Here is a 17,202-nt window from a genome sequence, read left to right as displayed (position 1 = left end):
CCTCTTTCGTTATTGCATTGATCCGGTATTACTTGTTCAACAATTCCAGATTTGCCTCTTTGCTCAGCACAATCACTTCGCATTCGGCCCAGATATCCTGGAACGCCCGTGGGCGCTTGCGGTTGAACAGGCACATCAGGTTGCCCAGACCAAAGGCGGCAGTGGCGAGACGGATCAGCGCCTGGGTAATACGGATATGGCTGCCATCTTCGTTCTGAATGCGCAGCCGCCAGGCGCGCATGCCGACGGTCTGGCCAGCGCGGGTCCAGAACCAGGTGTAGAAACCGCAGATGACGAAGGCGAGCCACAGGGTGTAGATCAGGCTCAGGGGGTGGCGGGTCAGCAACCAGACGGTATCTTCACCCGCCGGTACGCTGGCCATGCCGGTGACCAGCAGCAGCTTGGCGACCCCCATGCCGATAAAGCCGGCGATGATCAGCAGCGAAGTCACCACCAGCGCATCATAGATCAGGGCGCCGAGGCGACGCAGCAGACCTGCTGACGGGTATGGCTGAGTGGCGGGAGAGAGGGATTTTTGTTGGACTTTTTTAGGCTTGGCCATCGTTTTTATTCCATTAAGATGATGGCGGCATTCTATGTAACTGGCCCCGCATCGGCAAGGCGTTGAATAAATGAACAAACGGGAGTGTTCAATCGAAAAACACCTTGCATGGCATCGCGCCATTCGTATAATCCCTCGCAGTTGCCCGGGTGGCGAAATCGGTAGACGCAGCGGATTCAAAATCCGCCGGTGAATAACCGTGTCGGTTCGAGTCCGACCCCGGGCACCATAAAATTCATGACAAAAGGCCATCAGCAATGATGGCCTTTTGTTTTTTGGCGTTTCTACGCTTTTGGGGCGTTACTGTTGAGCTGGCAGTACTTCCCGTTACCTCTTGGTATCCCTTCTCTTTTCCCGCTCTCCGTTATTTCCTTTTCTTGATGTGGCCGCCGACATCACCGCCAGCGGCTTGTTTCTATCGCTGTTTTCTTTCCAAACCTTGCTGCATCAGATCATGGTTGCTGCGTTATCCCAGCAGGGCAAACAGCAGGGTACCGAGGCTGCCTGCGAGCGTCAGCGCGATGATGGCTCTGGGTGTGCCGTGCAGCTTGGTCCACATAAACAGGCTGGTGAGGGCGAGCAGCAGCAGGGCCAGGGCGGCGATATCGCCAAACAGCTGCCAGCCGAGGCCGGTGCCCATGCCGCGGTGCAGCCGGTTGAGGCTGGCGGCAAAGTTGGCTTGCTGCAGGTCGGTACGTACCAGCAGGGTACCCTCGACATAGCTGGCGGCCACGCTCTGGCTGAGGGTGACGCCGCGCATCTCCCACTTGGCGGGCAGGGTGAGCGGGCCGTTCGGGGTGGGCAGGGTCTGGGCCGGGGTGATCATGGTTCGCCCGTCGGCAAAGGTATCGGGATAGCGCTGTTGCAGCAGGCTTTTCAGCTGCTCCGGGCTGGCGAGTGGCGCCTCCAGCATTATCTCTTCACTCGATTTATCGGTGTGGGGGCCGGGGATGGGCAACACGGCACGGTGTTGCAGCCAGAGACCGGTGATGCCGTACATCAGCATCAGGGCGAGGGTAAAAAAACCGGCCCAGGCATGGAGGCGGCGTACCCATTTGTTGTTGTGAAGGGGAACTCTTCTGCGTTTCATCGTGGTTGCTTCATAAAAAAACTGGCCAGCAAGGGCTGGCCAGTCGGGGTGGTTGTCACAGAGATCAGAAGCGGTAGGTTCCGGTCAGACTCAGCTGACGGGGCGTACCCGGCATGATCTGGGTGGCACTGGTGGCGCTGACAAAGTACTCGTGATCGGTCAGGTTTTCGGCGCTCAGCTCGGCTTCCCACTGTTGCCAGCGATAACCGGCGCGCGCATCGAAGCGGGCGTAACCGGGCAGTGTGGTGGTGTTGGCGTTGTCGGCAAAGCGATCGCCCACTGCCGTCACGCCGGTTTCGCCGAACCAGCCCTGCTCGCCACTCTTGTAGCCGAGATAGAGCTGGCCATTCTGACGGGAGACGTTCATCGGGCGCTTGCCCTGCAGATCCGCATCCGCCTTGACCTGCTCCGCATCCTGAATGGCGAAGCCGCCACGCAGATAGATCTCGTCGGTCAGCTCGGCACGGGCGCTCAGCTCGATCCCTTCGGTACGTTGCAGGCCGGTAAGGATCACCTTGGTGGGATCCAGCGGGTCCTTGGTGCGCTTGTTGTACATCTCCAGTCGATAGAGGGAGAGAGTGGTCGCCAGCTTGCCGTTCAGCCAGTCACTCTTCACCCCCCCCTCGTAGAGGCGGGTGTGCTGGGGTTCCAGCCCGTTGTTCTTGTCACCCGGGGTGATGCCGATCAGCTCGCCACCCACCGGAGTGAAGGTCTTGCTGTAGGAGGTGTAGAAGGCGTGATCCTCGAGGGGATTCCACACCAGACCGAGGCGCGGGCTCAGGCTGTTGACCGAGACGCTCTCCTCCTTGTTGAGGTCGTAGCGGCGACTGGTGACGGTGAAGTCGTCACGGCGCAGCCCGCCAACCAGATGCCAGTCACCCAGGCTGAGCTGATCCTGCAGATAGAGGCCATTGCCGCGCACCTTGTGTTTGGCGTCGCTGGAGAGCTTCATGGCGCCATTGTAGGTAGGCAGTGAGCCCGGGTCGTAGAGGTTGCCGGACGGGATGGCGGTGGCGTTCTGGTAGAGCTTGGGTGTGCGCTCCTGCCAGTTCTGCTCGAAGCCGGCCAGCAGGCGATGTTCCACCGGGCCGGTCTGGAACAGACCTTCTGCCTCGGTGTTGCTGATCAGGTTCTTCGCTTTGAGATCCTGCTGCCAGCGGGAGCGGGTCACCTGATCCCCTTTGACGCTGGTGACATAGGTGTTGTCAAACTGGCTGTCGAGGGTGGAGTAACCGAGCTGCTGGCGCAACTGCCACTGATCGTTGATATCCCAGGAGAGGCGGGAGCGGGTGGATTGTGCCACGTCATCGATGAAGTCGCGGCTGGTATCGCTGTAGACATACTCTCGCGGCACATCGGCCGGACGGCCATTGACCCCGGGAATGCCGCGATCCGGGGTGCGGTCATGTTCGTTGCGCTCGTACTGCACCAGCCAGTTGAGGTTGTCGCTGATCTCCCAGTTGGCGGAGGGGGCCAGCAGGGTGCGCTTGCTCTTCACGCCGTTGCGGAAGCTATCTTTGTCCTCTTGCGCCATGTTGAGGCGCAGTTGCACCTGCTCACTCGCCTCGCCATTGAGGTCGGCGGCCAGTCGCTGACTGTCAAAGCCGCCGACCCGGGCGGTGACGCTGGACTCCTGCCCTTTTTGCGGCTTCTTGCTGACCCGGTTGACGATGCCCCCCGTGCTACCGCGGCCGTAGAGCACGGCAGCCGGGCCCTTGAGCACTTCCACCCGCTCGATGTTGCCGAGATCCCGGGTGTACTGCATGTCGTCGCGGAATCCGTCGAGATAGAAGTCGTTGCTGGCGCTGAAGCCGCGGATATTGACCCCGTCGAAGCGGGTATCACCGCTGGCGTTGACCCCGGGAATGCCGCTCAGGGCTTCACTCAGCGTAGGTTGGCCGAAGGCGGTCAGCTCGCTGACCTTGACGCTGTCGATGGTCTGGGGAACCAGCTTGGCTGGCGTATTGGTACGGGTTGCGGTGGCAACTTCCTGATGCTGGGAGCGTTTGCCAACCACAGTCATGGTTTCATCGGTGGCCTGGGCAGTGAAGCCGGTGCCCAGCAGTGCCAGCGAGACCAGCGTTCTGCGAAAGTGAGGGTGCTGCATATTCAATATTGACTCTTTGGATGTCGACCTGACGGCTCGAACATATTGATTTAATTATAATTAGCCTGACCCGCTTAAGCGGGATGCCAATGATATTGATTTTCATTTGTCTGGCAAGGTGAAAATGGAGGGAGCTTTGGGTGCGTGTTGTGTGGTCGGCAGAGCTCGGCTGAAAAGCAGAGCCATTACAGCAAACCGCGAGAACGAAGCGAGGGAAAAGGGCGTAGCGGAAGAAAAAGGTGCGAAATGTGAAGCGATATCCGGCCCGATAGGACGGGCCGGATATCGGACTCAGCGAGTGCTCAGCAGTCGGCGGGTGAGGGGGATAGTCGCCAGCAGGCGATAGACCAGCAGAGACGATCCCAGCAGCAGCGGCACCTTGGCGATCTCCCACAGGATGGATGCGGCCTGCGGGCCAAACACGAAGAGCCAGACCACCAGCATCATGTGCAGGCAGTAGATCCCGAGCACTTTGGGGGCCTGACGTTCAAGCCAGCTGCCCTTGCCCCACTCGGGGTTGGCCAGCAGCAGTCCAAACAGGCCGAGAGCCCAGGGAAGGGAGCCGAGCAGGAAGTCGTGGCGGGTGAGCGGCACTGCGGCAAAGTGCTGCAGCGCCCAGGCTTCACAGCCATAGAGCGTCACGCCCGCCAGCAGCAGTTGCCAGCCGGTGCGGGCATCGGGCTGCCACTGACGCTGGCGCAACAGGGCCCCGAGCGCCACAAACAGCAGGGAGAAGAAGGGGCCGTTACGGGTGAGCAGTGGCCACTCGGCGCCCAGCAGCGGCTTGGCATAGGAGCCCCCCAGCAGCGCCAGCAGGTAGAGGCCAAGACCCAGCCAGATGGCGAGCGATGGTCTGCCAAGCCGGTAACAGAGTGCCAGCAGGGCTACCGCCATGACCAGGGCTGGCAGGAACCAGAGGTGGATCATGCCGCCCACCAGCCAGCCATTGAGGGGGTCGCCGAGCTGGAATTGCCACTGCCCGCGCAGGGAGGCCAGATAGCCTTGCTGTACGGCATCCAGCGGATTGAACGGCACCAGCAGGTAGACCAGACTCCATACCAGCCAGAGCAGCAGCAAGGGGTGGCAGTAGCGCCAGGCCACGGTCAGCGGCGCTTCGCGGCTCAGTCTCGGCTGCAGAAAGTAACCGGCACAGAGGAAAAACAGCGGCACGGCAAAGCGGCATAACTGGTTGATGGTGCCGCTCAGCCAGAGCCAGGATCCACTTCCCCACAGGGCGGGATTGAACGGATTGGCGAAGGGGGATACGTGAATGGTCATCACGGCCAGAATGGCCAGTACCCGCCCGCACTCGATACTGGAAATACGCATGGTGGCTCGTCGTTACAGGGGTTGTGATGGCACGCTAAAATTCTCGCTGCTAGGTTACAACCAATTGATTCTATTAGTGTGAATTACGCTGTTGAGTAGTTACATTTTGTAACGGGATGGTGGAAGGTGTTACCTGTAACGGGAGCGGGCTCCCGTTTTTTGGGCGCGCTCATGCAGATAAAAAAGCGAGGCGGGCGCCTCGCTTGGTTGGGGATCTCGAGCTTACTGGTGAGTCAGCATGCTGCTCTGGTTGGCGGCCAGGGTGGTTCTGCCCGAGCTCTCCAGCCAGGTTTTGATCCGCTTGGCGTCGGCGACCCGATCGTTGGTGGTCTCGGCATTGAGCAACACCATGATCACCGGCTCACGATTGACCTTGGTGCCCAGCACCAGACAGCGGCCCGCTTCACGGATATAGCCGGTCTTGGAGAGGGTGAACTCCCATTGCCCTTCGCGGATCAGCCGGTTGGAGTTGAGGTAGTGCAGCTGACGCTTGTTGGTGCGCACATAACTCTGCTCGTCGGTGGAGTACTGGCGGATCAGCGGATAGGAGGCCGCTGCGGCGGCGAGCTTGGCGAGATCCTGCGCGGTGGAGACATTGCGCGGGTTGAGCCCGGTGCTGTCTGCATAGTGGGTATTCCACATCCCCAGCATGCGGGCTTTGGCGTTCATCGCCTCGACAAAGGCGCGCTGACCGCCGGGATAGTGGCGGGCCAGTGCCGAGGCGGCACGGTTTTCAGAGGACATCAGGGCGATATGGAGCATTTCGGCGCGGCTGAGCCTGGAACCTATGGCCAGGCGCGAGCCGGTTCCCTTGATGCGGTCGATGTCGGCATTGGTCACGGTGAGCATTTCGTTGAGGCGCAGGTTGGCATCCAGCACTACCAGCGCCGTCATCAGCTTGGTGAGTGAGGCGATGGGCATTACCCGGTTGCCGTTGCGCTCGGAGATCACCTCGCCGGTTCTGTGGTTGGCCACCACGAAGGCAGCCGAGCTGAGGTTGGGCACATCCCGTCGCTCGAGAAAGCCGCTGCTGCTTTTGCTGCTGGCGGAAAAGGGGTTGGCATGGGCACTGTCCATAGTGGCCGGCAGCATTACTGCGCCAAGCAACAGGGGAAGGAGGGAACGCATCATCATGATCAGCTCTACCGGACGAAATACAGGGATATCTCGCTAAGTTATATGTCGTGAACTGGCGCTTCACAATCATTCTCACCTTGATATTGATAATTTACGGCGTTGAGCGCGCTCTGGCGGCGAGGAGAACGTAAAAAGGGTCTCCATGGAGTCTTTTCTGCATTAACAATATGGGCTGGTCGTGATGGCGAGCGGAAGCCGGCGCTAAAAAAAATCGGGACCAGAACAGTCCCGATTGGCATGGAGCATTGCTTACCGTTTAGTGGGCATCTTCCTGCTTGACCTTGAAGCGCATGGCGATCACCACGAACAGCAGCGGGCCAATGATGGTCCAGACGCCGGTGGAGATATCGCCGGAGATAAAGGGGGCGACCACGGTAAAGACGTTGCCGAAGGCGACCAGGATCAGGCTGATGATGGTGGCAAACAGTACCGAGCCCGCGCTCTTGAAGAAGATCAGGTCCTTGCCCAGCGCCGGGTTGTTGCGATAGCGATACCAGGCGTAGATGAGGAACATGTAGGGCAGGGTCATGCCGACGTTGGTCATGGTGATGATCAGCTCATAGAGGGCAGCGGCCCCTTCCGGGTTGATCAGGGTAAAGATGGACTTGGCGGCAATGAACAGACAGACCACCCAGGCTTGCACCTTGAGGGCTTCAATCCGCACGCCATTCTCGTTCTCGCGCTGGAAACGCTCCGGCCAGAAGTAGCTCGGGGTGCCGGTGATGAACTGGCGCAGCGGCGCGTAGGAGAGGGCGATAAAGGCACCCAGATAGCTCAGGAACATACCAAGGCCAGCAAAGCGCATGAACACCTGTCCCAGCCACTCGCCACCCAGATGGCGCCCCAGCTCCAGCATGATGATGAAAAGGGCGGAGAGTGAGGTGATCCCCTCGGCCGGGAAGTCGCTCCAGCGCATGATGGAGCCGACCGCCAGAAAGCCGATGATGTAGCAGAGCACGATGAAGGCGCCGGAGAGGAAGATGCCGCGCTTGAGGTCGCGCTCCGGATCTTCCAGCTCGTCAGCCACCCCGGCCATCGCCTCGACCCCGCCGTAGGCGAAGATGGCGAACACCATAAAGCCGAGGAAGGGGATGATGTCGTTGAAAGCGGCATTGGGAGAAGCCGTCAGCGATGCCTGGGTGAAGGGCTCCTGCAGAGTCATGCCGCTCACCGCGAAGGTGAAGACGCCACCGACCAGCAGCAACACGTTGAGTGCCACCACGGAGAGACCGCCGATGGCCGCCACTTTGGCGAAGCGGGCGCTACCCAGGGTGATGAGCTTGGTGACGGTGGCAACCAGCGCGATGGCGACCACTCCCAGAATAAAGGGGCCGAAGTCGATGCTGGTGCCCAGGGTGACCGGGATGACGGTGATGTCGCGGCCAAACAGCATGAAGGAGAGGGGCACCCACATAGAGAGCGCCTTGCCAAACATCCAGATGACGTAGGAGGCGAACCACATGGTCAGACCGATAAAGGCGAATCGGGTCGAGACCGAGTGGCGCATCCAGGTAAAGATGCCGCCCGCCTCTTTGCGAAAGCCGGTACCAAACTCAATCATCATCAAAATGAACGGGATGAAGAAAAACAGACCGCCGATCACGAACATCGGAATGGCGGCATATCCCATTCGGTAAAAACCGATCCCGATATTAGTGACGCCAAATACCGATGTTAATATCATCAATATAAAGGCGCCCAACTTCAGCTTTTTTGCCGACATATTAAAAACTCCCTGATGGTGCTGGATTTAAAATAATCAAAAATTAAACAGACGAAACCGGACCCATTAATAACGCGGTAGCGCCATGCCATCCTGCTGTGGCGGGCGCGATCGGGTCATCTCTGACCGGGCTGGCTTACCCGTCAGGCGGTCAATGAATGTATGGGCGGAGCGGCATGGTCTGTGCCATGCGCAGTATTGGTCAGCGTTGCCGAAAATTAACTGTGAACGATTTTATCATTAATGCTGCTTGGCAGGTAAGTTTCCCGAATGAAGCTGTGGTTGAAATAAACAGACCTGCCAGTTAATTGATACGTTGCGGATGTAAACATTTACGCCCGGGCCGACACTTATTTCCATTAGTTGGTATTCGGCATATTTGGCGGAGTGAATTACGCCATCCTGCCTGATAAATGCGCCCCAATGGCGACAGCGCTTATCCTCCCAGCCGGGTCAGCAGCACGCCGCCGGTTATAATGGCCGCCGCCGTCAGCCGCATGCGCCCGAGCGGCTCTTTCAGCAGCCAGACCGAGAGCAGCATGGCAAACAGCACACTGCTTTCGCGCAGAGCCGCGACCACGCCAATGGGTGCTTGGGTCATGGCCCAGATAACAATCCCGTAGGCGAGCAGTGACATGGCACCTCCTGCCATTCCCGCCATCGCATGGCGACGGATCTGGCGCCATGCGTTGCGTTTCTGGTGGACGATCAGCACTAGCAGCATCGCCAGCCCGGTGCAGGCAAAGAGCCAGAGGGTGTAGCGTACCGGTTCACCCCCTGCGCGGGCGCCGGCTCCATCCGAGAGGGTATAGGTCGCCGTGAACATGGCCGTGATCAGTGCTGCCCGAACCGCTTTGCTGTCAAGGCGCTGCTGCCCACCTCGCCAGGCCATCAGCAAGACCCCCATGATCAGCACGCAGGCGCCGATGATGCCGCCGTAACCGGGGTAGTCCCCCAGCAGCAGGGCACTTAACGCCATGGCGAGCAGCGGGGCACTGCCACGGGCCAGCGGATAGATCTGGCCAAAATCGCCCTGATTGTAGGCATGGCTGAGAAACAGGCAGTAACCGATATGGAGCAGGACTGAGAGGCCGAGCCAGGGCAGCTCGGCAGCAGAGGGAAGCCCCATGGGCAGCAGCGCCACGGCGGCGATAAGCCCTGAAAAGATCGCCACCAGTGACACGCCCACCAGCCGCTCTTCGCCAATTTTGACCAGCGCATTCCAGCTGGCGTGAAGCAGGGCTGCCAGCAGAACGGCAAAAAAGACGGTGGTGCTCATGGGAAAAGGCTCTCGGGCGATGGGGGCCAACAGCATACCCGCCTGGAGCCTGATTGGCCGAGATCTTTATCAAAGCTTCGGTTTCTCGGGGTTCTTCTCCTGCTTGGTGGTGCTGCCCAGTTGCCCCAGCACCAGTTTGGGGTGGGGATCTGTCTGCAGCGGAATATCCTGCAACTGCGTTCCCTGCTGGTGGCGATGGATGATTACTGCGGCCATCTTGCCCAGCGCCTCGTAGCTGCTGATGGTGCCCACGCTGCAGCCGTGCTCGACGAACAGCTCTGCACTGCAGATGGTAGGGATGGCAGCTGCGTTGAGTGCATTCAGCAAACGGGGGGCGATGGAGAGCAGATAGCTGTCTGCGGCCAGAAAGACGATGTCGTTTTTGGCATCCTGTTGCAGCCGCTTCAACTCGTTCTCCAGTCGCTTTGGATCCGGTGCTATACGCCAGGTTGCGACTTGCCATTGGTAGCCTTTGGCCGCGTTGATCAGCATGTCGGCCACCAGCAGGGTGTTTTGCTCCCGCGGGTTGAAGGGTAGCAGCAGCCGCTTATCCGATGGGAGGTACTTGCTGGCATTGGCCAGTTGCAGCGCCATCGGCACCATATTGCTTACCCCGGCCACCATGCTGTTCTGGGCTTTGTCTTCCGAGAGAAAACCTGCCCCGACAGGATCTGAAACCACATTGAATATCATGGGCTTGCGATTGGCGACCAAACTCTTTGCCATGGTGGTGGCTGTGGTACCGAAGGTGTAGATGTAGTCGTATTCGGCCAGTTTCGGCAGCATCTGCTGACGTAGCATGGTCGCCAGCGCCGTGCGATCCTGATTGGCATTGTAGACGGTGATGGTGGTCTGATAGCCAAGTCGGGTCAGTTCGGCCCGAAAGCCCGCCTCGGCGGCGGTTTCGCCACGCCACAGTACCATGGCGATATTGAGGGCGTGAGCGGGAAGAGCCAGCAGCAAGAGCAGGACGAAAAGCAGCCTGACCATGATCATCTCTCCGGCGATACATCTACTGTTGAGCCTAGGCCAGTTTGTGGTTTTCTGAGCAACAGCGACGAAAAAGCGCGATGGCAAGCCATCGCGCTTTGGGTATCAGAAAACCTCGATTAGAAGTCGTAGCGAGCAGCCAGCTGGAAGTCATCCTTGTTGGCGGTCGCTTTGCCGGCAACGCTGTCCAGATTGTTGATGCGGTACTCGCCGATCACCCGCAGGTTCTTGTTGAACTTGTACTGGGCTCCCAGGGTGTAGTAATCCACATTGTCTTTCTTGGTGCCAGCCTTGTCCTGCTCCTGTTTGTTCCACAGCGCCATCAGACCGAAGCCATTCTCGAAGTTGTAGCCCAGCGCGGCTTCCCAACCGGTGTGATCGGTGCCGGTCGCCAGGAAGTCGCTGCCATCGGCATAACTGAGGGCGGCGTAGGCGGCCTTGTTGTCAAACTTGGCGGAGATCAGCCACAGTTTTGCATCTTCTTCACCGCTCTTGTCGCGCAGGCCGACGTTATAGGCAGTACCCAGCGACAGGTTGAAAGGGAAGGTATAGGCCACGGCTGCTCCGTAGGCCGCGTCGCTATCCTTGCTGGTAGTCTCTTCGGTGTCACCACCGTCGAACTTGTAGCTGGTGTCGAGCTGGAAGCCATTGAACAGGCCGGAGTATTTCAGTACGGAACCGGCGCGGTTGGTGGCGAAGGTGTCGGTCTTTGCACCCAGCGCTTCGTTACCGTAGCCGTCGGAGAGGGAGACATCAGTCCAGTCCGCCAGGAAACCCGGGGCACCTTTCTGGCGACCGAAGGTCACTGTACCCCAGTCAGCGCCCACACCGGCAAAGGCCAGACGGGTACGCAGGTTGTCGGAGCTCTCGCTGATGGTCTTCTCGCTGTCGTTGATGTACATCTGAACTTCGTACTGGGCCAGCGCCTTCAGACCGCTCTGGATCTGGGTTTCAGCCTTGGCACCGAAGCGGACAAACTGGTTAGCCCCTTGCTTGGCGCTGTAATCCTTGGTGCCATTCGGGTTGGCGGTATCGACGTTTTCTTTCTTGTCGCCGAAGAATTGACCGGCGTAGATGCGGCCATACAGGTCCAGCATGGCGGTATCATTTTTATACACCTCAACGGCTTGCGCCTGGAAGGCGGCGGTCAGAGCCAGTGCCACTACAGTCAGCTTTTTCATCTTAATCCCTTGTGTTGCAAGCTTTTGTTTTGAAGACGGGGCCATCCTAGGGAGGATGCATGACAGCGGGGTGACAACTGGATGAAGAGTCGATGGCAATTGGGTTGCAATTGGATGAATTGGCTACATTCTTGCTCGCAGCGGCTACTTTTGTGCGCAAAGGTTTGCCCTTGTGGTAGAATGCCGCCCGTTTTCGAGCTCCATAGGTTGGATATGCGATGAGACGTGAACTGGCAATCGAGTTTTCCCGAGTGACGGAAGCGGCTGCACTGGCTGGCTACAAGTGGCTCGGACGTGGTGACAAGAATATCGCTGATGGGGCGGCCGTAGCGGCCATGCGCCACATTCTCAACCAGATCGAGATCGATGGTGAGATTGTGATCGGCGAAGGTGAAATTGATGAAGCGCCGATGCTCTATATCGGCGAGAAGGTCGGTACCGGACACGGCGACGCGGTGGATATCGCGGTCGATCCCATCGAGGGTACCCGCATGACCGCCATGGGTCAGGCCAACGCGCTGGCCGTGCTGGCGGTGGGCGACAAGGGTTCTTTCCTGAAAGCACCTGACATGTACATGGAAAAGCTGATCGTCGGGCCCAAGGCCAAAGGCGCCATCGACCTGGATCAGGCTCTCGAGCTGAACCTGAAGTCCGTGGCCAAGGCGCTGGGCAAGCCGCTCTCCCGTTTGACTGTCATTACCCTGGCCAAGCCGCGTCATGACAAGGCAATCAAGGAGATGCAGGGTCTGGGCGTGCGGGTGTTCGCCATTCCTGATGGTGACGTTGCCGCCTCCATCCTCACCTGTCTGCCGGACAGCGAAGTCGACATGCTGTATGGCATCGGCGGCGCACCGGAAGGGGTGATCTCCGCGGCGGTGATCCGCGCGCTGGATGGCGACATGCAGGCCCGTCTGGTGCCGCGTCACCGCGTCAAGGGTGACAGCCCGGAAGTGCGTGCGCTGGGCGAGCAGGAAATTGCCCGCTGCGAAGCGCTGGGCATCGATGTCAACAAGGTGCTCAAGCTGGAAGACATGGCGAAGAATGACAACGTCATCTTCTCCGCTACCGGCATCACCAAGGGTGATCTGCTGGATGGCATCACCAGCGATGGCGTGATGGCGACCACCGAGACTCTGTTGATCCGTGGCAAGTCGCGCACCATTCGTCGTATCAAGTCGATCCATTATCTTGAGCGCAAAGACAGCGTGGTACGCGATATCATCCTGTGATGATGGCTCGCTGAACCGGCTGTGTTGTCTGAAGCCCGATCGCCCGTGCGGTCGGGCTTTTTCTTGTGCGCCAGCTACGTTTGTGCCGCCGCTTCGGCTATGGTGGCTCAGACCGTCCCAAAGGAGTGGAGTCTATGGAGTGCCGTAGCGGCTGCGCTGCCTGTTGCATCGCCCCCAGTATCAGCAGTGCCATTCCCGGTATGCCAGATGGCAAACCGGCTGGCGTCCCCTGTATCCAGCTCGATAGCGCCCTTGGCTGCAAGATCTTCGGTCAACCGGAGCGGCCAGCGGTGTGCGGCGGTTTCCGCCCCATGATGGATGTGTGCGGCAGCCACCGTGCCGAGGCCATCTGGCTGATCGGCGAGCTGGAGCGGCTCACCACCTGACGAGGGCAGGGCGAAGAGATAAAAAAAGAGGCCGCATCATGCGGCCTCTCGCGTTTCTGTTTGCCGGGGATCAGATCCCCGCCAGTTCCAGTGCCTGACGATAGTACTCGTTGGCCTTGTTGGTGAGGCGGCGTTTGTCCATCAGCTGGCCGAGAGCGTGATAGGCGGCGGCGCTCGGCGCCCGCTCCACCTCCTGTTCCAGCAGCTTCTGGGCATCGTCCAGTTGACCTGCCAGCAGATAGAGCTGGGCCAGTGCGGTGTCCACTTCCGGTTGTCCCTGCTGTTTTTGCAGCAGCGCCAGCAGCGGCTGGTAACTGTCGAGTTTCAGCTTGGGCAGGCGAGCCAGCAACTGGGGCATCGGCTGTTTGCGCAGCGCCTCCTGCCACAGGGTGGCAGCCTCGCTGTCAGCACCCAGCTGGCGCAGCAGATCGCCGTAGCAGGCCAGCAGTTCTGGCTCGAGGCGCAGCTTGCGCGGCAGATCCTGCCATACCGCTTTGAGGGTCTCGAGGCTGCCGGCAGCCTGTTGCAGGCGGCCAGACCAAGCCTGTTGCAGCAGATCTTCTTCCTGTTTCGGGGTCAGCTTGCCCACCTTGTGCAGCGCCGGTATCAGGTCGCACAGGGCGCTCCAGTCCTGACGGGCCAGATGTACCTGACGCAGCTGATCCAGCACCATGGGGTGGCGCGGGTTGAGGGCGTAGACCGACTCCAGCATCGCCAGCGCGGTATCGTACTGGCCCTGCTCGATCTGCAACTGGGTCTGGGTCAGGGTGAGCGCCAGCTCGGCTTTGGGATTCTCCTCCTGCGCTTTTTGCAGGTATTGATCCCGGCGGGCGTCGTCACCACGGGCCTGTGCCGCCTTGGCGGCGCTCAGGTAGTTGAGCAGCGGGGTGTCGCTGTTGCTGGCCCCCTTGATCATCAGCTTTTCAGCCTGACTGTAGTGCCCTTCGGCCATTGCCAGGGTGGCGGCGACGGTCTGTTGATTGGCCTTGCGGCGGCGGCGCGAGCCGTACCAGCCGAGGGTCTTGCGGCGCAGGCCGAATACCCGACCCAGCAGCCACTCGACGATCAGCAGGGCGCCGTAGAACAGCACGGCCAGGATCACCGCGCTGGTTACGGAAGATTCGATGGTGTAATTGCCAAGGGCAATCAGCACATAGCCCTTGTTGCCGGAGGCTTGCGGGCCAAAGATCAGCCCTGCGACCATCACGGCGACCAGAATGATTATACGGATCATGGTGCCCTCCTCAGCTGCTGGCCAGAATGCGTTGCAGGCGTTCGGTCAGTACCTGCTCCAGCATGGCCTGGGTCTTGAACTGGGCCGGATAGTCGATCTGGATCTGCTCACCCTTGAGCTTGTCGATCTCGCCCTGCATGTAGCGGGTGGCGCTGTTGTCGGTGTCGAAATACTGGGTCAGCCAGCGCTGGGCCTTGTCCAGGCTGTCTTCGTAGAGCGCCTGCTGCTCGCGATAGACGGAGAGCTGGGCCTGCAACAGCTTGGTTTTGAGGTTTTCACGCAGGAAGATCTCCTGCTGCGGCGAGAGCAGCGCCTCGACCGCGCCATCGCGGCGACGGATGGTGACGAAGTTCTCGGTGAACTTGACCCAGTTCTTCTTCAGGTTGCTCTCCCACTCGTCGGGATTGGCGCTGACCGCCTGATCCGGCTCGGCCTTGGCTTCCGGCATGCTGACGGTGGAGAGGGGCAGCAGCTCGATCTGGTCTGAGAGCGCGGCCAGCTTGAGGGTCAGCCCCTCGCGGTCGATGCGCGGCATCCCCTTGAGCTTGGCGATATCCTCGGCCAGCGCCTTGCGGATCGGCATCAGGCTGGGGTCGTTGAGGGCGGCGATCCGCTCGTCGGCATTGCCGAGCAGGGTGATGGCGGAGACGAGGTCATGCTCCAGCCACAGTTTACGGCCCGCCATCCGTACCAGATACTCGGATTCGGCCAGCATCCAGTCGTTGGGGCGCTTGTCATTCAGGTCCAGTACCCGGTTCTGCAGACCCTGCATCTCCCCCTGCAGCCGCTGCTGGGTTTGATCCAGCGCGGCCAGCTGCTCGGCATCCTTGCTGCTGGTCTGGTCGATCTTGCTAAGGGCGCTCGCCAGCTGTTGCTTGAGCTGGGCCAGTTCGGCCTGCTGGGCTACCGCATTCTTGTGACCGTGCAGATAGAGACCGCCGGTCAGGCCAAGGGCCAGCAGGATGGCGACCCCTCCCAGTACGGCACCGGAGCGGCTCTTGTTGCCATTGACCGCAGCGGTCGGCTGGGGTTTGACCTGGGATTCTTGTTGTTCTGTCATTCCATCTTCCTCAGTTCCAGTGCGGCCGTCAGGGCCTGGTTGGATGCACCTTGGGCAATCGTGATATGGATAAAGCCCGCGGAGTGGGCCATCTCGGCCACGCGCGGGCTGGGGACCACCAGCAGGCGGTCAAAAAGCCAGGGCCGCTGGTGGTCGGGAACCAGCTCCAGCAGCCGTTGCAGCAGTTCACCACTGGTAATGAGCAGGCTGTCCAGCCCAGCTGCCTGCCAGTGGCGGGTTAATGTCTCCCCGTCCAGCTCGGGGTAGTGGCGCTCATAGGCCGCACAATAGTGCACCAGAGCACCGCGTGAGGCCAGTGTGCTGGCGATGAGATCCCGCCCGCCATTGCCGCGCAGGATCAGTACCCGTTTGCCTGCTACCTGCTGCAGGGCGGGCAGGGCCAGCAGCCCTTCGCTGCGCGGGTCATCTGGGCAACTTGCCGTGATGCCTATGGCGGCAAACGCATCTGCGCTGGCCTGACCTACCGCAAAGTACTCAATATGTGGCCAGGTCTGACCAGTTTGCAACAGAAAATCGTGTGCAAAATGAACGGCATGGATGCTGACGGCGATAACAGCGTCAGCACTGCGCAACAGGTCGGGCAGGAGAGGGAGTTCGCTGCCCGCCACGGTTTCCAGCAGCGGGCAGCAGAGTGGTGCATGGCCGTGCTGGCGCAGCAACTGCACCAGCTCGGCGGCCTGAGTGGCCGGACGCACCACCAACGGGATCATGCGCGGTAGACCTCGGCCAGGATCTCGTCGGCTCCGGCGGCCAGCAGGCGCTGGGCCAGCTGCTCGCCGAGGGCCTCACCATCGGCCAGCGGACCGCGGATCTCGTCGCGGATTACCTGGGTGCCATCAGGGCTACCCACCAGACCGCGCAGCCAGATCTGCTCGCCCTCGACCAGTGCGTAGGCTCCGATAGGCACCTGACACCCCCCTTGCAGGGCGCGATTCATGGCGCGTTCGGTCAGCACCCGGGCGCGGGTCTCGGCGTGCTCCAGCGGCGCCAGCAGAGCGTGCAGCTCAGTATCGTCGAGGCGGCATTCGATGCCGACAGCCCCCTGACCGTTGGCCGGCAGGCTCTGCTCCGGCTCGATAAAGGCGGTGATGCGGTGCGCCATCTCCAGTCGTTTCAGACCGGCGGCGGCGAGGATGATGGCGTCATACTCACCGGCATCCAGCTTGGCGAGGCGGGTGTTGACGTTGCCACGCAGGTCGCGGATCACCAGATCCGGGCGGGCGGCGCGCAGCTGGCACTGGCGGCGCAGGCTGGAGGTGCCGACAACGGCCCCTTGCGGAAGTTCGGCAATGGCCTTGAAACGGTTGGAAACGAAGGCATCGCGGGGATCTTCCCGTTTGCAGATGGTGTGCAGGCCTAGCCCCTCGGGGAACTCCACCGGAACGTCTTTCATGGAGTGAACGGCGATATCGGCCCGTCCTTCCAGCATGGCGGTCTCCAGCTCCTTGACGAACAATCCCTTGCCACCGACCTTGGCCAGCGGGGTATCGAGGATCTTGTCACCCTGAGTGCTCATGGGCACCAGTTCAACCTGCAACTGCGGGTGCAGGGCTTCGAGCCGGTCTTTGACAAAGTTGGCCTGCCACAGGGCCAGCGGGCTCTTGCGAGTGGCAATTTTCAGGGTTCGGGCTGCCATATCAATCAGTTGTTTCATTTTTAGAAGGAAATCGATATTACCACCCTTTGCCCGGGCTTTCATGGCGGAGCCGGCAAAAGCGGGGCCAAGCTCAAAAATGCATGCTGAAAATGATTTTCATTAAGCAAGCGGTGTTGATTAATTCATTGAATGTATTGGGATTTAATGATTTCCCCTGATACTTGATGTGGTCATACCAGAAATAATCTGGCGTTTAGCTGAAGGCTTGTTTACCACC

The 17,202-nt window shown here is 60.1% G+C and carries 15 protein-coding genes and 1 tRNA gene; 3 read left to right on the top strand and 13 right to left on the bottom strand.

The genetic code is table 11. The features are described 5' to 3' along the window. Window positions 1-28: 28 nt before the first annotated feature. Complete coding sequence (locus G5380_RS11125) at window positions 29-562, bottom strand: RDD family protein (RefSeq protein WP_421352741.1); 534 nt, start codon at window positions 560-562, stop codon at window positions 29-31. 143 nt (window positions 563-705) lie between these two features. Here G5380_RS11125 and G5380_RS11120 point away from each other — a divergent pair. After that, window positions 706-791, top strand: a tRNA-Leu gene (locus G5380_RS11120). A 237-nt stretch (window positions 792-1,028) separates the two neighbouring features. Here the strand turns inward: G5380_RS11120 and G5380_RS11115 are convergent. The 8 genes from G5380_RS11115 to G5380_RS11080 all read right to left on the bottom strand — a co-directional run bounded on the left by G5380_RS11115 (window position 1,029) and on the right by G5380_RS11080 (window position 11,398). Further along, the gene (locus G5380_RS11115) at window positions 1,029-1,652 is read right to left on the bottom strand and encodes a PepSY-associated TM helix domain-containing protein (RefSeq protein WP_421208914.1); all 624 of its coding nucleotides are present in this window, start codon (window positions 1,650-1,652) and stop codon (window positions 1,029-1,031) included. Between the two features lie 64 nt (window positions 1,653-1,716). Continuing rightward, window positions 1,717-3,759, bottom strand: coding sequence for a TonB-dependent receptor (locus tag G5380_RS11110; protein WP_421208913.1), 2,043 nt, complete (start codon window positions 3,757-3,759; stop codon window positions 1,717-1,719). Window positions 3,760-4,050: 291 nt separating this feature from the next. After that, a complete protein-coding gene (locus G5380_RS11105; protein ID WP_227341551.1) occupies window positions 4,051-5,088 on the bottom strand; it encodes an acyltransferase in 1,038 nt (345 codons plus the stop codon). Window positions 5,089-5,310: 222 nt separating this feature from the next. Further along, window positions 5,311-6,222: a D-alanyl-D-alanine endopeptidase gene (pbpG, locus tag G5380_RS11100; RefSeq protein WP_042053464.1), complete on the bottom strand. Its 912-nt coding sequence runs from the start codon at window positions 6,220-6,222 to the stop codon at window positions 5,311-5,313. Between the two features lie 259 nt (window positions 6,223-6,481). Continuing rightward, window positions 6,482-7,948, bottom strand: a complete 1,467-nt coding sequence (gene yjeM, locus G5380_RS11095; RefSeq protein ID WP_421352740.1) for a glutamate/gamma-aminobutyrate family transporter YjeM — start codon at window positions 7,946-7,948, stop codon at window positions 6,482-6,484. 436 nt (window positions 7,949-8,384) lie between these two features. Further along, entirely contained in the window at window positions 8,385-9,263 is an 879-nt protein-coding gene (locus G5380_RS11090; protein ID WP_421172968.1) for an EamA family transporter, read from the bottom strand. A gap of 33 nt (window positions 9,264-9,296) precedes the next feature. Then, complete coding sequence (locus G5380_RS11085) at window positions 9,297-10,217, bottom strand: ABC transporter substrate-binding protein (RefSeq protein WP_216952722.1); 921 nt, start codon at window positions 10,215-10,217, stop codon at window positions 9,297-9,299. Window positions 10,218-10,336: 119 nt separating this feature from the next. Beyond that, window positions 10,337-11,398, bottom strand: coding sequence for a porin (locus G5380_RS11080; RefSeq protein WP_216952723.1), 1,062 nt, complete (start codon window positions 11,396-11,398; stop codon window positions 10,337-10,339). A gap of 218 nt (window positions 11,399-11,616) precedes the next feature. Here G5380_RS11080 and glpX point away from each other — a divergent pair, with 218 nt between their 5' ends. Continuing rightward, window positions 11,617-12,627, top strand: coding sequence for a class II fructose-bisphosphatase (gene glpX / locus G5380_RS11075; RefSeq protein ID WP_005336386.1), 1,011 nt, complete (start codon window positions 11,617-11,619; stop codon window positions 12,625-12,627). A 134-nt stretch (window positions 12,628-12,761) separates the two neighbouring features. Further along, window positions 12,762-13,013 (top strand): YkgJ family cysteine cluster protein, encoded by a 252-nt coding sequence (locus G5380_RS11070; RefSeq protein WP_005336384.1) that lies wholly within the window; start codon window positions 12,762-12,764, stop codon window positions 13,011-13,013. Between the two features lie 70 nt (window positions 13,014-13,083). On the opposite strand, the gene G5380_RS11065 is transcribed toward G5380_RS11070, so the two are convergent. Genes G5380_RS11065 through hemC form a run of 4 tightly spaced genes read right to left on the bottom strand, consistent with a single transcriptional unit; the run spans window position 13,084 to window position 16,964 of the window. Then, window positions 13,084-14,247, bottom strand: a complete 1,164-nt coding sequence (locus G5380_RS11065; protein ID WP_421208911.1) for a heme biosynthesis HemY N-terminal domain-containing protein — start codon at window positions 14,245-14,247, stop codon at window positions 13,084-13,086. A gap of 10 nt (window positions 14,248-14,257) precedes the next feature. Beyond that, window positions 14,258-15,307: a uroporphyrinogen-III C-methyltransferase gene (locus G5380_RS11060; RefSeq protein ID WP_236341209.1), complete on the bottom strand. Its 1,050-nt coding sequence runs from the start codon at window positions 15,305-15,307 to the stop codon at window positions 14,258-14,260. Continuing rightward, a complete protein-coding gene (locus G5380_RS11055; RefSeq protein WP_257725499.1) occupies window positions 15,304-16,038 on the bottom strand; it encodes a uroporphyrinogen-III synthase in 735 nt (244 codons plus the stop codon). The genes G5380_RS11060 and G5380_RS11055 overlap by 4 nt, the downstream gene beginning before the upstream one ends. Beyond that, window positions 16,035-16,964 (bottom strand): hydroxymethylbilane synthase, encoded by a 930-nt coding sequence (hemC, locus tag G5380_RS11050; protein ID WP_421208942.1) that lies wholly within the window; start codon window positions 16,962-16,964, stop codon window positions 16,035-16,037. Before hemC ends, G5380_RS11055 begins: the two co-directional genes overlap by 4 nt. Window positions 16,965-17,202 lie beyond the last annotated feature (238 nt).

It is taken from the genome of Aeromonas sp. 604443 (genome assembly GCF_049170315.1).
GTDB lineage: Bacteria > Pseudomonadota > Gammaproteobacteria > Enterobacterales > Aeromonadaceae > Aeromonas > Aeromonas veronii_A.
Note: the sequence above shows the minus strand (reverse complement) of the source record. Positions and strands in the feature narration are given on the sequence as shown.

What these genes read in the sequence shown, in the direction of transcription:
- G5380_RS11125 (WP_421352741.1), bottom strand. Translation starts at nt 562, where the DNA reads ATGGCCAAGCCTAAAAAAGTCCAACAAAAATCCCTCTCTCCCGCCACT.
- G5380_RS11115 (WP_421208914.1), bottom strand. Translation starts at nt 1,652, where the DNA reads ATGAAACGCAGAAGAGTTCCCCTTCACAACAACAAATGGGTACGCCGC.
- G5380_RS11110 (WP_421208913.1), bottom strand. Translation starts at nt 3,759, where the DNA reads ATGCAGCACCCTCACTTTCGCAGAACGCTGGTCTCGCTGGCACTGCTG.
- G5380_RS11105 (WP_227341551.1), bottom strand. Translation starts at nt 5,088, where the DNA reads ATGCGTATTTCCAGTATCGAGTGCGGGCGGGTACTGGCCATTCTGGCC.
- pbpG (WP_042053464.1), bottom strand. Translation starts at nt 6,222, where the DNA reads ATGATGATGCGTTCCCTCCTTCCCCTGTTGCTTGGCGCAGTAATGCTG.
- yjeM (WP_421352740.1), bottom strand. Translation starts at nt 7,948, where the DNA reads ATGTCGGCAAAAAAGCTGAAGTTGGGCGCCTTTATATTGATGATATTA.
- G5380_RS11090 (WP_421172968.1), bottom strand. Translation starts at nt 9,263, where the DNA reads ATGCTGTTGGCCCCCATCGCCCGAGAGCCTTTTCCCATGAGCACCACC.
- G5380_RS11085 (WP_216952722.1), bottom strand. Translation starts at nt 10,217, where the DNA reads ATGGTCAGGCTGCTTTTCGTCCTGCTCTTGCTGCTGGCTCTTCCCGCT.
- G5380_RS11080 (WP_216952723.1), bottom strand. Translation starts at nt 11,398, where the DNA reads ATGAAAAAGCTGACTGTAGTGGCACTGGCTCTGACCGCCGCCTTCCAG.
- glpX (WP_005336386.1), top strand. Translation starts at nt 11,617, where the DNA reads ATGAGACGTGAACTGGCAATCGAGTTTTCCCGAGTGACGGAAGCGGCT.
- G5380_RS11070 (WP_005336384.1), top strand. Translation starts at nt 12,762, where the DNA reads ATGGAGTGCCGTAGCGGCTGCGCTGCCTGTTGCATCGCCCCCAGTATC.
- G5380_RS11065 (WP_421208911.1), bottom strand. Translation starts at nt 14,247, where the DNA reads ATGATCCGTATAATCATTCTGGTCGCCGTGATGGTCGCAGGGCTGATC.
- G5380_RS11060 (WP_236341209.1), bottom strand. Translation starts at nt 15,307, where the DNA reads ATGACAGAACAACAAGAATCCCAGGTCAAACCCCAGCCGACCGCTGCG.
- G5380_RS11055 (WP_257725499.1), bottom strand. Translation starts at nt 16,038, where the DNA reads ATGATCCCGTTGGTGGTGCGTCCGGCCACTCAGGCCGCCGAGCTGGTG.
- hemC (WP_421208942.1), bottom strand. Translation starts at nt 16,964, where the DNA reads ATGGCAGCCCGAACCCTGAAAATTGCCACTCGCAAGAGCCCGCTGGCC.